The organism is Candidatus Salinivivens marinus (genome assembly GCF_965655845.1).
Classification (GTDB): domain Bacteria; phylum Pseudomonadota; class Alphaproteobacteria; order Rhodobacterales; family Rhodobacteraceae; genus Salinivivens; species Salinivivens marinus.
Map to the genome: position 1 here is coordinate 119,968 of NZ_CBFHHX010000007.1, position 14,211 is coordinate 134,178.

Here is a 14,211-nt window from a genome sequence, read left to right on the forward strand (position 1 = left end):
CTAATACTGCAGCATATTTTCGGTTGCAGGTAAAAATTCCCCGCAAAAATAAAATACTTGATTTTCCTGTATGTAAGTCCAAAATTCTGTGGTCAGGAGGATTTATGACGACTTTTCTATCAAAAGAATTGCATGCTGATCTAACCAGAGCGCAAAAAGACAAAAAGGTGAAAAAAAGTAGGCTGAGGGTCGAGTTTGATGGAGCTCTTGTTCCTGTATTAAAGCTTTGGGATAAAGGTTTTTCTATGGATATTGAGCATGCCCCGCAGTTGAGGGGCTTGGTAGATATTTTCGATGGTTCCCGTCACTTATCGCAGTGTCTAATTATAGCATCAACAGAAGAAAGTGGTGAAATTCATTTTGAATTTAAACGAAGTACAGATGTTACAGATACTCCTGCTTTAGATTTCGTATTACCTAAAGATAAGCCAGTGGCATTGCTTAACTAAATTATTGAAGATCGGAAAAAGCGTCCTTTAATCGCTTCGTTGCTTCAACAACTAACGTTCGTGGAGTGGCTAAATTAAAGCGTAAAAATTTTTCACCACCAGTTCCAAAAGTGCTTCCATGATTTACTGCGATTTTAGCTTTTTCTTGAACCCTATAGATAAATTCTTTTTCCTCCATACCGGTACCAGAAAAATCAACCCAAGCTAAGTATGTACCTTCCAAGGGCATAGAGCTAAGGCCTGGAATTTTATTAATTTCTCTATCAAAAATAACGCGATTGCCGTCAATATAGTGCATAAGCTCATCGAGCCACTGGGCGCCCTCTGGTGAGTATGCAGCCGTTGCCATAAATAAACCAAAGCTATTGGGACTGATCCCAAGGGCTTTAATTCTTTGCGAAAATTTTTGACGTAAGTTTGGATTGGAAATAATTACATTTCCCGAATGGGCGCCAGCAATATTAAATGTTTTTGTTGTTGCCGTCATCATTACTAAACGATCACACACGTATGGGTCTGCAATTGGCATTACAGTATGGCTCTTGTTCGGATAGACTAGGTCGTGATGGATTTCGTCGGATACTAATACTAGATCATGTTTCTTCGCAAACTTAGCAACTTCCTGCAGCTCATTCTTTGTCCAAACACGCCCACCTGGGTTGTGTGGAGAGCATAGAATAACCATCTTTTCATCACCTGACAGGTTTCTTTCGTATGCTACAAAATTAAAATGGTATTGGTTGTCTATTAATTTTAGTGGGCATTCCAATACTTTTCTTCCTGCGGCTTCAACTAGGTTAGAGAATTGATAATAAACTGGAGTAAAAAGGATTATACCATCTCCAGGTTTTGAGAATGCATCTATGCATAACCCTGTACCATTCACCAAACCATGTGTTGTGAAAATCCATGAAGTATCAATTTCCCAATTGTGCCTATTTTTCATCCACCATTTAATAGAATTATTATATTCTTTGTGATCTCCATAGTATCCGTAGATACCATGGGAGTTTATACCACGAAGTTTTTCTTGAATAATTTCAGGAGCGCGGAAATCCATGTCGGCGACCCACATAGAAAGACCAGTATCAGGAGATACACCATAAAGTTCCTCCATAGTATCCCACTTGCTAGAGTGTGTTCCTCGTCTATCTATTACTTCGTCAAAATCCATAAATTTTCCAAATAATTTTAGAGTGCCATAACTAAGGCAATGGAAAGTGTAAAACAAGCACCTCATTAGGTAATAAAACCCTTCGAAGTTGCATGTAATTACTTTTTAACCTAAATGAAATCTATGCTTAGACCTATCTTATTACATCCAAATCCTAAGTTGAAAAAGATCTGTGAACCAGTCTTAGAGATTGATGACACACTTATTGAGTTATCGGATGATATGTTGGAAACCATGTATCATGCACCAGGAATTGGTTTGGCTGCGTCTCAGGTTGGTGTTTTAACTCGAATTATCGTTATGGATTGTGAAAAGGAAGAAGCTGCTAAAGGTAAACCGATTGTAATGATAAATCCTGAGATAGTTGCTAGCTCTGATGAAGAAAATATTTATGAAGAAGGGTGCTTATCTATTCCAGAGCATTTTGCTGAAATTAAGCGCCCAACCTCTGTTCAAGTTCGATGGCTAGACCAGAATGGAAATCAGCAAGAGCAAGAATTTGATGGCCTATGGTCTACTTGCGTTCAACATGAGATTGATCATTTAAATGGAAAACTTTTCATAGATTATCTTGGTACAATAAAGAGACAGTTGATTACGAGAAAAATGCAAAAATTCAAGCGTGAAATGGAGCGAAAAGAAAAATAGATGGCTATAAGAAAATTGCTGATGTGGCCAGACAGAAGACTCAAGCAAAAAGCGCAGCTTATAAAGAAAATTGATGGAAATATAGAAAAAATCTGGTCAGATTTAACTGATACTATGGAAGCCATGTCATGTATCGGTCTCGCATCTAGTCAATTAGGTATTATGTCTAGTCTAGCGGTTGTGGATGCGTCGACGAACCGTGGCCAATTTATTCTTCTGGCAAACCCAGAAATCTTGCAAGTATCTAAGGAAATGAATGAAAATGTTGAAGCTAGCCCCAATCTTCCAGGCGTGTCGGCAAAAATTACAAGACCAAGAAAAGTAACAGTCAAATATTTAGACAAAGACGGCATGATCGTAAGAACTGATTTTGAGGGCCTTTGGGCTACTTCTGTCCAGCATCAGATCGATCATTTAAATGGAGTAATGTATTTTGATAGGCTTTCGGCTGTGAAGAGAGATATGTTAATTCGCAAGGCTAAAAAAAGACAATGAAAATAGTATTTTTGGGTTCAGCGTATTTTTCAATTCCAACACTCGTAAAATTAATCGAGGCTGGGCATGAAATTACTTGTGTTTATAGTCAGCCACCTAGGCGTGCAGGAAGGGGTAAGAAAGTCAACCTTACTCCCGTGCATGAAATGGCATTAAAATATGGGATAAGAGTTAGAACGCCTGAAAATTTCAAATTGCAAAAAGATAAATTAGCATTTTTTGATCTGAATGCTGATCTTACGGTCGTAGTCGCCTACGGTTTGATTTTACCCGTAGAGATTATTGAGACTGCTACGTATGGTAGCCTAAATATTCATGCATCTATTTTGCCGAAATGGCGAGGGGCGGCTCCTATTCACCGCGCAATAATGTCTGGGGATAGTGAAACTGGGGTTTGTATTATGAAAATGGATGCAGGCTTGGATACGGGGCCAATAGTTGCAAAGGAATTAGTGCCAATTAAACCAGACGATACAACTAGTGTATTGAGCGAGCGATTAGCTGATTTAGGAGCAAAGTTGCTAATTGAAGCAATAAAAAAGATTGACGAGTTTATTCCAAAACCTCAGTCGACTAAAGAAGTTTCTTATGCCAAAAAAATTGATAAAAGAGAGGCAAAGATTGACTGGTCATTAGATTTTCAAAAAATAGAGCAGCAAATCAGAGGCCTTTCGCGATACCCCGGTGCCTGGACCTATTACAACGGCGAGCGAATAAAATTTTTGAATGTTAGAATAAATAGTTCGAAGCAAAATAATCAAGCAGAGCCAGGTATGGTAATTGGAACGCCATTAGTAATTGCTTGCAAGGGAGGGGCATTGGAAATTACTTTACTCCAAAGACCAGGGAAGTTGGTTCAGACCACTGAGGACTTCTTACGCGGTTTTCCAATACAAATCGGTAGTTCTTTTACCTAGCACCTGATCATGAAAAGAAATCATTGCCTGCTTGACTTAATAGTTTTTGCGCCATTTCAATGCCGACGAGAGTGGCGTCCTCTTTAGAAACTACTTGCTCATCACTAAAAACCTCGGATCCATCAGTTTTTAAAATCTCGCCGCGAAATCTAAGGTTCTCATTTTTAAACTCAGCCAACCCGGCGATCGGGGTCTCACATGAACCATCTAAGGCTTCTAAGAAAGCTCTTTCGGCAGACAGTAGCAATCCCGTTGCAGAATTGTGAATTGCTTCTAGCATTGTTGCAACTTTTATGTCCTTTTCACGACGCTCAATGCCTATTGCACCTTGTGCAACGGCTGGAAGCATCTCGTCTGTTGAAATAGGTGCAGTTATTATATCTTCCATCTTAAGACGATTTAGTCCAGCAACTGCTAAAAATGTACACTCAGCCACACCGTCGTCTAACTTCTTCAGCCTTGTTTGCACGTTCCCGCGAAATTCTACTATTTTTAAATCAGGACGCTTTGACATAATTTGAGCTTTTCGTCTGAGCGATGAAGTGCCCACCGTAGCCCCTTGTGGAATATCTGCTAAACTTGTGTGGATCCTCGATACAAATGCATCTCGCACATCTTCTCTGGGCAAGAATGTGTCCAAAATTAGGCCGTTGGGCTGCTGAACGGGCATATCTTTCATTGAGTGCACTGCAATATCAATACTCTCTTGTAGTAATGCTTCTTCAATTTCTTTGGTAAAAAGTCCTTTTCCACCAATCTCTTTTAGAGGGCGATCAAGGACTTTATCGCCAGTTGTTTTAATTACAACAATTTCAAATGAGTCGAGTGACAAGCCGTATGCTATGCTAAGTCTCTCTCTTGTTTCATATGCTTGTGCCAACGCTAGAGGTGAACCCCTGGTACCAATGCGCAATGGTGATTTCGGATCTGGTAATTTTAATTTCATAAATAGGGTTTAAGCGGTGTTTTGCATCAAAGCAAGATACCAAGCTTGACATTTATTTAAAGAACGTGAACCAAGTACTCAGAGAAAGGCAGAAGAATGACCATTAAGAAAAAAATTTTAAAAGCTCTTGCTGGCGAAGTGCTAGACACACCGCCTATTTGGATGATGCGTCAGGCTGGTCGTTACTTGCCAGAGTACAGGGAGACCAGAGCTCAAGCGGGTGACTTTTTATCACTATGTTACAACAGTGATCTTGCTGCTGAAGTTACGTTGCAACCGATTAGAAGATATGGATTTGATGCGGCAATTTTATTCGCTGATATCCTGCTTCTTCCCCAAGCTCTGGGGGCAGATTTGTGGTTCGTAACGGGCGAGGGTCCAAGGCTATCAACAATTAACTCTACCGATGAATTGAATTTGCTTAAGCCTGTTGATGAAATTCACGATACATTGCGTCCAGTCTATGAGACTGTCCGGATTTTATCAAAAGAATTGCCCGAAGAGACAACACTTATTGGTTTTGCAGGAGCTCCATGGACGGTCGCCACTTATATGATTGCCGGAAGGGGTACGCCGGATCAAAAGCCAGCGCATGATTTAAAAGATAATAATATATTAGTTTTTGAAAATTTGATTGAGATTTTGACAAAAGCAACCATTAAATACTTGTCTGCACAAATTGATGCGGGAGCTGAGGTGGTAAAAATATTTGATAGCTGGGCCGGTTCTTTGAAAGGAGATGATTTTTATAAATATGCTCATGAGCCGACAAAAAAGATAGTAATGGAGTTAAAAGCCAAATATCCAACGGTGCCAATAATAGTTTTCCCGAGACAGGCGGGCGATTGTTACAAAGGCTTTTTAAAATCCACAGGTGCAGACTGTCTCGCGATTGACGATAGTATAAGTTCAGCATGGGCTGCTAAATATTTACAAAAGGATGGTTGTATACAGGGAAATTTAAACTCTTCTCATATGGTCTCAGGTGGTCAAAATATGATTGATGAAATCGAAACTATAGTTTCAGATTTGTCACAAGGTCCTCATATATTTAACTTAGGTCATGGTATTACCCCTGAAGCTAACCCAGATAACGTTGCCCTAATGATAGAAACAATTAGAAACTTTAAACGTTCCTGATTGATACTTCCATCAAAAGAATATTTTAACATGACAAATATGCTGTCTATTACTGGACTTTCGAAAAGATATAATGATGGACAAGTAGCGCTTGAAAACGTCTCTTTTGATGTTAACGAGGGTGAAATTCTTGCCCTCCTTGGGCCGAACGGGGCGGGAAAGACTACTCTTATTTCTGCAGTTTGTGGACTGGTTGTGCCAACGGCGGGTCAAGTAACAGTTGGGGGATTTGACACGAGATCGAATTATCGGTTGGCACGATCTCTAATTGGCTTGGTGCCCCAAGAAATTGCATTGGAGCCGTTTGAAAAAGTTATCAATACAGTGCGTTTTTCAAGAGGCTTATTTGGAAAGAGTCCTAATGATGATCAAATAGAAATAGTTCTCCGCCAGTTATCGTTGTGGGACAAAAAAGATTCTAAAATTTTGCAGTTGTCAGGCGGTATGAAAAGACGCGTGCTAATTGCTAAAGCTTTGGCGCACGAGCCAAGAGTATTATTCCTCGACGAACCATCTGCAGGTGTAGATGTAGAGTTAAGAAGAGACATGTGGAAACTGGTGTCTGATTTAAAGTCTCAAGGTGTTACAATAATATTGACCACGCATTACATCGAAGAAGCAGAAGCAATCGCTGATCGAGTTGGAGTAATCTCAAAGGGTAAGTTAATTTTATTGGAAGAGAAAAAAGCTTTAATGAAGCGAATGGGCCGGAAAAAAGTAGAGATCTCATTACAATCTCCAATTGCGGTCATTCCTGTTAAACTGCAAAACTTTGATCTCTACCTTTCAAACGATGGTTTGACCATAAATTATCTATATGATGCTAAAGCTTCTAGTAATGAAATTACGAAATTACTAAATGAGATTTCGATTTCAAATTTGCAAATAAGTGATTTGAAAACATCACAGTCCTCATTAGAAGAAATATTCGTCTCACTAATCGAGGAGCCGTCTAAATGAATTTTCGATCTATACGAGCAATATATATTTTTGAAATGTCTAGATTTTTTAGAACATTATTACAGAGTTTTGTCTCTCCAGTCATATCAACTTGTTTGTATTTTGTCGTTTTTGGGGCGGCAATTGGTGGCCGGATAGATGCTGTTGATGGTGTTAGTTACGGTGCATTCATAGTGCCTGGATTGATTATGCTCAGCGTAATGACGCAGGCGGTTTCAAATGCATCATTTGGTATTTATTTCCCAAAGTTTATTGGAACCATATATGAGGTTCTGTCAGCTCCTGTAAATTTTTTGGAAATTGTTATTGGATATGTCGGTGCTGCGGCATCTAAAGCTTTGTTTATTGGTTTAGTAATATTGGCGACATCACTATTCTTTGTCGATATAGAAATCATTCACCCTTTTATTTTGATTTTTTTATTAGTGGTGACTTGCATCTCTTTTTCGTTACTTGGCTTCATCCTAGGAATTTGGGCAAACAATTTTGAACAGCTGCAATTAGTACCCTTGTTAATAATCACTCCCTTAGTTTTCTTGGGTGGGTCATTTTATTCGATATCGATGCTTCCAAAATTCTGGCAAGTTGTAAGCCTTTTTAATCCAGTTGTTTATTTGATTTCAGGATTCAGGTGGGCTTTTTACAATAATTCTGACGTTTCCATAGCAGCAAGTCTTTTTGCTATAACAATATTTACTGTTTTCTGTATCTTTATAATTTTTTTAATTTTCAAAACTGGTTGGAGACTAAGGCCATAATGCAACTAAACCCATGTTGAATAAATGTCGCTAGTAGCAGGTTTAAGTAATCTGTATATTGAAGTAAATGAGCACTGTGCCTAAATGATACTTATGTTACGTATACCTTTCCTCAACAAATTGAACAGGCGAAAGACGGTTTCAGTAGTTCGGCTCAACGGTCTAATTTCGTCAGGAGCGCGTGGGGGTATTTCTGATAGTGTGATTGCACCCACACTTGAGAAAGCATTCCGAAAAGGAAATCCCAGTGCCGTTGCTTTCATTATTAATTCACCCGGTGGATCGCCAGTCCAGTCTTCTCTTGTCGGCGACAGGATTAAAAGACTATCGGAAGAAACAGAGGTGCCTACTATTGCATTTGTGGAGGATGTTGCCGCATCTGGTGGGTATTGGATAGCATCAGCCGCTGATGAAATTTATGCAGACCATGCCTCTATTATTGGTTCTATTGGTGTAATTTCCTCAGGATTTGGTTTGCAAGAGTTGCTTTCAAGATATGGAATTGAGAGGAGAGTATATACCGCTGGTAAATCTAAGTCGATGCTTGATCCTTTTAAGAAAGAAAAAGCTGAAGATGTCAAAAGATTAAAGGATATTCTTTCGCAGTTACATGAAGTTTTTATATCTCACGTGAATGGGGCTAGAGATGGAAAATTATCGACCGATCATGATCTGTTTACAGGAGAGATTTGGTTGGCCGCTCGAGCAAAAGAACTTGGTTTAATAGATGGTATAGGGCACTTTGTTCCGGTTTTGAAAGAGAGATTTGGCGAAAAAACTCGTTTTAAGGAATATAGTCAGAAAAAATCTCTATCTCAGAGATTTGGAGTTAGCATTGCAAATGATGCAATCAGCCTAGTGGAGGAAAGGGCAGAATTTGCTAAGTATGGGCTTTAAAAGATGATCTTAAAGATTGTAGTTCTTTTTTTAATCGTGATGGGCGTGATGGCCATGTTTGGAAAATTGAGGGTACCAAAAGTTAAACTGTTAAATTCTAAACGATGTAATAAGTGCGGTAAATTTAAAATCGGCAAAGATTGTCAATGTTCTAAAAAATCTGGATAGTTATGGTTTGGCTTCAAGCACTTATCGGTCTGATCATCCTCTTAATTGCTGGTGATATTCTCGTCCGTGGTGCGGTAAATTTTAGCTTAAGGATTAAAATTCCAGCGTTTATCGTCTCTTTAACAGTGGTTGCATTAGGCACATCGGCTCCTGAATTATTGGTAGCAATTAGAGCTACCTTAGACAATTCACCGGGAATTGCTTTGGGAAATGTAGTTGGCTCAAATATCGCAAATGTTCTTCTTGTCTTGGGTATACCTGCTCTAATTGCTGGAATTAATACAAGTGAGTGTAAGACGGGAAAAAACTATGTGTTTATGATGCTTGCAACACTTGTTTTTCTCTCGTTAGCATTCCTAGGTAATTTTTCAGTTTCTGAAGGAATTATCTTCCTAATTCTATTAACCTTGTTTCTATCTATAGCTTTTCGAGACAGTTTAAAGGGAAATGCAGAAGTATCCTATTCAGAGGTGGAAAATGTGGATCCAAACCTCGCACTGTGGAAAATAATGCTCTTCTTGTCTTTAGGATTAATAGGCTTGCCAATTGGTGCTGACATATTAGTAAAAAATGCCTCATTGATAGCCACATCTTATGGTATATCTGATGAGGTGGTTGGGTTGACACTCGTAGCAGTTGGCACTTCTCTGCCTGAACTTGCAACCACATTTATGGCTGCTGTTCGAAGACAGGCTGATGTTGCACTGGGCAACGTGATAGGATCAAATATATTTAATATACTCGCGATAGTGGGAATAACCACAATGTTTGGAGATATCCCGATATCCTCTTCGTTTTTCGAATTTGATTTTTGGATAATGTTAGGGGCAGGTATTGTTTTGTTTCCATTTGTTTTTATGGGGCTTAGCATTAACAGGCTTTGGGGTGCCTTCTTGACGCTCGCGTATGCGAGCTATCTGTATTTAACGGTTCAATGAAAGTGAAATTTAGTAATGCGTGCATTAGTAACCGGTGGGGCTAAACGGTTAGGCCGTGAGATATCAACATACCTGGCAAGTCGCGGGTATGATGTGGTCGTACACTATAATAATTCAGAAAGCGAGGCGCTTGATGTCACCAAAGACATAAATGATCTCGGCCGTATATCTGAGTGCCTTAAATGTGATTTGCTGGTTGAGAACGAGGTAAAGGAATTAGTAAATCGCGCGTCTGAAGCGATCGGCGGGCAAATTACTTTATTGGTTAATAATGCTTCTATATTTGAGTATGATAGTTTTGAAGATGCAACCCGCAAAAGTTGGGATCGTCATATTGAGAGTAATTTAAGAGCGCCATTCGTATTAACACAGAACTTTGCAAAGCAATCCCTGGCACCAATCTTAGATGAAAAAAATGAGCCAATCTCCCAAGGGTTAGTCCTGAATATGATCGATCAGAGAGTTAAAAAGCTAACACCAGATTTTGCAAGCTATACTATTGCAAAGATGGGTTTATGGGCAATGACGCAAACTGCCGCCAGAGCTCTTGCTCCGGGCATTAGGGTAAACGCAATTGGTCCGGGGCCTACTTTGATTGGAGCACGTCAAAAGGAATATCATTTTGATGGGCAAAGAAAAAATACGATTTTAGAGCGAGGAGCTAACGCCGAAGATATAACTTCTGCTGTTGGTTACTTTATTGATGCTAAAAGCGTAACGGGGCAGCTGCTATGTGTGGATGGTGGACAGCATCTAGGCTGGAAAACACCTGATATTCAAGGAGTTGAGTAGATTACAACTTGATTTTGGGTGATAGTTTTGCACTGCAGCAGTTAAAATAGATGTTATAGTTTTAAAAATGTAATAATTTCAGCCGTTTACTAAAAAGATAAAAAATAAAACTAATAAAAACAATAGGTTAGTATTTTGCCTAAATTTTAGGCAAATCAGTGAAATGCCGAAAATACAACAAAAAATTCCTATTTTCAAAAAGTTATCTTCAGGTTTATCCACAGGAGACGTGGAAACATTTCCTCTTGAAAAATTTCCGCTTTCATTGCAGCCATTAGAGAATCAATTTCATCCTTACAAGACTCTTAAAAAATGAAGCCTTCAAATAAAAATTCAGGTTATGAGTTGATACACTCGTACTTAACCGCTCTGGATAACTCGCCAGGGGTTTATCGAATGCTTGATGAACAAAACAGAGTACTGTATGTTGGAAAAGCCCGTAATCTAAGAAACCGAGTTTCAAGTTACTCACGACCTTCACCGAGTCACTCATCTAGAATCGCACGCATGATTTCAGAAACTGCGTCTATGATGTTTTTGACAACTAGTACCGAAACGGAGGCACTGCTTTTAGAGCAAAACCTTATCAAGCAATTAAAACCGCGCTACAATGTTTTGTTACGAGATGACAAGTCGTTTCCAAATATCTTGGTATCCAAGGAGCATAGCTTCCCACAATTAAAAAAGCATCGGGGCAATAAAAAAGAAAAAGGATCTTATTTTGGTCCTTTCGCGAGTGCAAGTGCGGTAAATCGAACTTTAAACCAGTTGCAAAAGGCGTTCATGCTAAGGAATTGTTCAGACAGTATTTTTAGTAATCGTACAAGACCCTGCCTTCAGTATCAGATTAAACGCTGTTCGGCGCCGTGCGTGGGGCGTATCTCTGAACAGGAATATTTTAAAAGCGTTAAAGATGCTCAAAATTTTCTTTCTGGTAAAACAACCAATATTCAGGAAAATCTGGCAAAAGAAATGAAGCGAGCATCAGATCAGATGGAGTTTGAAAAAGCGGCTTCTATTAGAGACCGAATAGGCGCTTTAACCCAGGTGCAAACCAGACAAGGGATTAATCCTCGCTCTGTAAAAGAGGCTGATGTTATTGCCCTGCATGTAGATAAGGGTCATGCGTGTGTCCAAGTATTTTTTATAAGAGCGCATCAAAATTGGGGTAATAGTGATTTTTATCCAAAGATATCTGATGATATGTCCAATGCGGAAATTATGGAAGGTTTTATTGGTCAGTTTTATAATTCCAAGGAACCTGCAAGATTACTAATTCTATCTCACGAGCCAGAAAACTCCGATTTAATTACAGATTTACTATCGGAGAGATTAAGTCGTAAAGTTGAGGTATCTGTTCCTAAAAGAGGGGAAAGGTTGGAGCTAGTTAGTGGTGCCCTTCGTAATGCGGTTGGTAGCTTAAATAGAAAAATGGCCGAAACGGCTACCCAAACTAAACTTCTTAAAGATTTAGCAAAAGTTTTTGGGTTAAGATCAACGCCAAGACGGATAGAAGTCTTTGATAATTCGCATATACAGGGTGCGCATGCGGTCGGCGCGATGGTTGTTGTTGGCCCAGATGGGTTTATGAAAAACCAATATCGAAAGTTTAATTTCAAAAATGAAAACCTTGTTCCTGGTGATGATTTTGGAATGATGCGAGAGGTCCTCGAAAGACGGATAAGACGATTAAGTAAAGAGGATCCTGATAGAGGCCTTGGTATGTGGCCAGACTTAATAATTATTGACGGTGGAGCAGGGCAAGTCAGTGCAGTTGGGAAAGTTTTGGCGGACCTTGGTATTGAGGATGTGGCTATGGTAGGTGTCGCCAAAGGTGTCGATCGCAACCATGGAAAAGAAGAATTTTATATGCTCAATCGGCCTGCTTTTGCATTAGGAAAAAATGATCCAGTTCTATATTTTATACAAAGGATGCGGGACGAAGTTCATAATTTTGTTATTGGGACCCATAGATCAAAAAGGTCAAAAACGATTTCTGCTAATCTATTAGACGATATACCAGGCGTTGGTGCCTCCCGCAAAAGAGCTCTTCTTGATCACTTTGGTTCATCTAAGCGCATTAAGAGTGCGCACTTATCTGATCTAAAGTCAGTCGATGGTATATCATCTGGTCTGGCGGAGCGTATCTATAATCATTTCAATGATACTTAGATCGTTTCATACTTATCCTGAAAACACTTCATAGTATCGTTTTCATTTGAAGAAGCATGATAAACAGCTCTAGCAATAGCACGAGACATTGTGACACTTGATAAATGGCATAGCTCTGCAAACTCTTCGTTTGAAAATATTATATTTAGCTCTCCGGTACTAACAGAAAAGACCAAGTCGCCATCGTACGGTAAGTGGGATGGGACGATGGCTCTAGAAAGGCCATCATGCGCACACGTCGCAACACGCTTTGCTTCAGACTTTGTAATTGTTGCATTGGTGGCAACGATGCCTATTGTTGAATTAGCTCCCTCTTTTATTGAATTAATCTTGCTATATTTGAGTGCAGAGCCGTAAATAGCATCCCCAGGAGCCCCATACCCGCCGAACTCATTTTCAACTTCGAAAGGCGCGGCCCAAAACTTTCCAGAAACTGGGTCAATAACATTTCCCATTGCGTTAACGATGACTAACGCGCCAACTATTACTCCATTACTCAGTATAGAAGAGGCTGATCCTAGTCCACCTTTTACTTGTCCGGTTGTTGCACCAAAGCCCGCCCCATGGCTTCCTAACTGAAAGTTTTCTGACGCATTTTCAATTGCTTGTCTCCCCAGTGCTGGATATGGATTTTTATGCCAAGTTTTATCTCCGCCGTTTCGTAAATCAAAAATAATTGCTGTAGGAACAATTGGTACATTGAAAGGGCCCATTGCAAAGCCTTTACCTTGTTCACGTAAATATTCTACCACACCATTTGTAGCGTCCAAACCAAAGGCAGACCCTCCGGAAAGAACAATAGCATTAATACCATGTACTGTTTTATCCGGCTCGAGCAAATCAGTTTCTCGGGTACCAGGTGCACCACCCATAACACAGTATGAAGCTGTCATTGGGTTTGAACTTGTCAAAACGCTAACGCCCGATTTCAGGATGTGATCCTCTGCATTTCCAACAATCAATCCCGGCACATCAGTAATTAAATTTTTAGAGCCTGGTTTAAAGGTCATATACAGCGTCCTCCATCAACCTCAAGGCATACGCCAGTTATCATTGATGCTTCATCAGAGCAAAGGAAACAGGCGGCATTTCCCATGTCTTCTGGAGTTGAAAACCTTCCAAGGGGTATGGTTGATAGAAATTTAGATCGTATCATTGGGGTATCTTCGCCCATGAAGGTGGCTAATAGCGGGGTTTCGCCCGCTACTGGGTTAATTGCATTGACTCTTATACCGTGGAGGGCGAGTTCGATAGCCATAGTTTTCGTTGCAGTGTTCATCCATCCTTTAGATGCATTATACCAATTTAAATTTGGTCGAGGGGAAACGCCTGCAGTGGATGCAACATTTAGAAAAACCCCAGATTTTTGTTCTTTCATTTCTGGTACAAATAGCTGAGCCATTAGGTAAACCGACTTACAATTAACAAAAAATACTTTATCAAAGTCATCTTCTGAAATATTTTCCAAGGCGTCAGGGGTATGCGTTATTCCTGCATTGTTTACGATAATGTCGGGTATGCCAAAGTGCGATAATGAAAAATCTTTCAACTTTGCTACAGATTTTCTTTTTGAAACGTCAACCAAAAATGGATAAGCGCGTTCACCAAGATCTAAAGCAACTTTTCGTGCCATTTTCTCATTTAGATCCGCAATAAGTACCTCAGCGCCCTCTTCAATAAATTTTTTAGCGATGCCAGCACCAAATCCAGAAGCAGCCCCAGTAACTATTGCTCTTTTGCCGTTTAATCTCATAAAG

15 protein-coding genes are annotated in these 14,211 nt (G+C 39.7%); 11 read left to right on the plus strand and 4 right to left on the minus strand.

Going from position 1 to position 14,211, the window contains the following annotated elements:
- Positions 1 to 104: 104 nt before the first annotated feature.
- Positions 105 to 449, plus strand: coding sequence for a hypothetical protein (locus ACTF5Q_RS08030; RefSeq protein WP_438954107.1), 345 nt, complete (start codon positions 105 to 107; stop codon positions 447 to 449).
- A gap of 1 nt (position 450) precedes the next feature.
- On the opposite strand, the gene ACTF5Q_RS08035 is transcribed toward ACTF5Q_RS08030, so the two are convergent.
- Entirely contained in the window at positions 451 to 1,623 is a 1,173-nt protein-coding gene (locus ACTF5Q_RS08035; RefSeq protein ID WP_438954108.1) for a MalY/PatB family protein, read from the minus strand.
- 123 nt (positions 1,624 to 1,746) lie between these two features.
- Between ACTF5Q_RS08035 and def (ACTF5Q_RS08040) the strand changes: the two genes are divergently transcribed.
- Genes def (ACTF5Q_RS08040) through fmt form a run of 3 tightly spaced genes read left to right on the plus strand, consistent with a single transcriptional unit; the run spans position 1,747 to position 3,683 of the window.
- Positions 1,747 to 2,271 (plus strand): peptide deformylase, encoded by a 525-nt coding sequence (gene def, locus ACTF5Q_RS08040; RefSeq protein WP_438954109.1) that lies wholly within the window; start codon positions 1,747 to 1,749, stop codon positions 2,269 to 2,271.
- On the plus strand, positions 2,272 to 2,766 hold the full coding sequence (gene def, locus ACTF5Q_RS08045) for a peptide deformylase (protein ID WP_438954110.1): 495 nt from the start codon (positions 2,272 to 2,274) through the stop codon (positions 2,764 to 2,766).
- The gene (gene fmt / locus ACTF5Q_RS08050; protein WP_438954111.1) at positions 2,763 to 3,683 is read left to right on the plus strand and encodes a methionyl-tRNA formyltransferase; all 921 of its coding nucleotides are present in this window, start codon (positions 2,763 to 2,765) and stop codon (positions 3,681 to 3,683) included. Before def (ACTF5Q_RS08045) ends, fmt begins: the two co-directional genes overlap by 4 nt.
- Positions 3,684 to 3,690: 7 nt before the next feature.
- Here the strand turns inward: fmt and hemC are convergent, their stop codons facing one another.
- Entirely contained in the window at positions 3,691 to 4,629 is a 939-nt protein-coding gene (gene hemC / locus ACTF5Q_RS08055; protein ID WP_438954112.1) for a hydroxymethylbilane synthase, read from the minus strand.
- 96 nt (positions 4,630 to 4,725) lie between these two features.
- On the opposite strand from hemC, the gene hemE reads away from it, so the two are divergent.
- From hemE to uvrC, 7 genes are all read left to right on the plus strand, one after another.
- Positions 4,726 to 5,769 (plus strand): uroporphyrinogen decarboxylase, encoded by a 1,044-nt coding sequence (gene hemE / locus ACTF5Q_RS08060; protein ID WP_438954113.1) that lies wholly within the window; start codon positions 4,726 to 4,728, stop codon positions 5,767 to 5,769.
- Positions 5,770 to 5,799: 30 nt separating this feature from the next.
- On the plus strand, positions 5,800 to 6,729 hold the full coding sequence (locus tag ACTF5Q_RS08065) for an ABC transporter ATP-binding protein (RefSeq protein ID WP_438954114.1): 930 nt from the start codon (positions 5,800 to 5,802) through the stop codon (positions 6,727 to 6,729).
- Positions 6,726 to 7,487: an ABC transporter permease gene (locus ACTF5Q_RS08070; protein ID WP_438954115.1), complete on the plus strand. Its 762-nt coding sequence runs from the start codon at positions 6,726 to 6,728 to the stop codon at positions 7,485 to 7,487. Before ACTF5Q_RS08065 ends, ACTF5Q_RS08070 begins: the two co-directional genes overlap by 4 nt.
- 93 nt (positions 7,488 to 7,580) lie before the next feature.
- A complete protein-coding gene (locus ACTF5Q_RS08075) occupies positions 7,581 to 8,384 on the plus strand; it encodes a S49 family peptidase (RefSeq protein WP_438954116.1) in 804 nt (267 codons plus the stop codon).
- Positions 8,385 to 8,554: 170 nt separating this feature from the next.
- Entirely contained in the window at positions 8,555 to 9,490 is a 936-nt protein-coding gene (locus tag ACTF5Q_RS08080; protein WP_438954117.1) for a calcium/sodium antiporter, read from the plus strand.
- A 15-nt stretch (positions 9,491 to 9,505) separates the two neighbouring features.
- Positions 9,506 to 10,282: an SDR family oxidoreductase gene (locus ACTF5Q_RS08085; protein ID WP_438954118.1), complete on the plus strand. Its 777-nt coding sequence runs from the start codon at positions 9,506 to 9,508 to the stop codon at positions 10,280 to 10,282.
- Positions 10,283 to 10,594: 312 nt separating this feature from the next.
- A complete protein-coding gene (uvrC, locus tag ACTF5Q_RS08090) occupies positions 10,595 to 12,454 on the plus strand; it encodes an excinuclease ABC subunit UvrC (RefSeq protein ID WP_438954119.1) in 1,860 nt (619 codons plus the stop codon).
- On the opposite strand, the gene ACTF5Q_RS08095 is transcribed toward uvrC, so the two are convergent.
- Positions 12,451 to 13,464 carry a P1 family peptidase gene (locus ACTF5Q_RS08095; protein ID WP_438954120.1) on the minus strand — a complete coding sequence of 338 codons (1,014 nt, stop codon included), beginning with the start codon at positions 13,462 to 13,464 and terminating at the stop codon, positions 12,451 to 12,453. The two genes, uvrC and ACTF5Q_RS08095, sit on opposite strands and share 4 nt — an antisense overlap.
- Positions 13,461 to 14,207, minus strand: a complete 747-nt coding sequence (locus tag ACTF5Q_RS08100; RefSeq protein ID WP_438954121.1) for an SDR family oxidoreductase — start codon at positions 14,205 to 14,207, stop codon at positions 13,461 to 13,463. Before ACTF5Q_RS08100 ends, ACTF5Q_RS08095 begins: the two co-directional genes overlap by 4 nt.
- Positions 14,208 to 14,211: the final 4 nt, after the last annotated feature.

Coding starts and splice junctions, on each gene's coding strand:
- ACTF5Q_RS08070 (WP_438954115.1), top strand. CDS start 6,726: ATGAATTTTCGATCTATACGAGCAATATATATTTTTGAAATGTCTAGA.
- ACTF5Q_RS08030 (WP_438954107.1), top strand. CDS start 105: ATGACGACTTTTCTATCAAAAGAATTGCATGCTGATCTAACCAGAGCG.
- def (WP_438954109.1), top strand. CDS start 1,747: ATGCTTAGACCTATCTTATTACATCCAAATCCTAAGTTGAAAAAGATC.
- def (WP_438954110.1), top strand. CDS start 2,272: ATGGCTATAAGAAAATTGCTGATGTGGCCAGACAGAAGACTCAAGCAA.
- fmt (WP_438954111.1), top strand. CDS start 2,763: ATGAAAATAGTATTTTTGGGTTCAGCGTATTTTTCAATTCCAACACTC.
- ACTF5Q_RS08100 (WP_438954121.1), bottom strand. CDS start 14,207: ATGAGATTAAACGGCAAAAGAGCAATAGTTACTGGGGCTGCTTCTGGA.
- ACTF5Q_RS08095 (WP_438954120.1), bottom strand. CDS start 13,464: ATGACCTTTAAACCAGGCTCTAAAAATTTAATTACTGATGTGCCGGGA.
- ACTF5Q_RS08075 (WP_438954116.1), top strand. CDS start 7,581: ATGTTACGTATACCTTTCCTCAACAAATTGAACAGGCGAAAGACGGTT.
- uvrC (WP_438954119.1), top strand. CDS start 10,595: ATGAAGCCTTCAAATAAAAATTCAGGTTATGAGTTGATACACTCGTAC.
- ACTF5Q_RS08035 (WP_438954108.1), bottom strand. CDS start 1,623: ATGGATTTTGACGAAGTAATAGATAGACGAGGAACACACTCTAGCAAG.
- hemC (WP_438954112.1), bottom strand. CDS start 4,629: ATGAAATTAAAATTACCAGATCCGAAATCACCATTGCGCATTGGTACC.
- ACTF5Q_RS08080 (WP_438954117.1), top strand. CDS start 8,555: ATGGTTTGGCTTCAAGCACTTATCGGTCTGATCATCCTCTTAATTGCT.
- ACTF5Q_RS08065 (WP_438954114.1), top strand. CDS start 5,800: ATGACAAATATGCTGTCTATTACTGGACTTTCGAAAAGATATAATGAT.
- hemE (WP_438954113.1), top strand. CDS start 4,726: ATGACCATTAAGAAAAAAATTTTAAAAGCTCTTGCTGGCGAAGTGCTA.
- ACTF5Q_RS08085 (WP_438954118.1), top strand. CDS start 9,506: ATGCGTGCATTAGTAACCGGTGGGGCTAAACGGTTAGGCCGTGAGATA.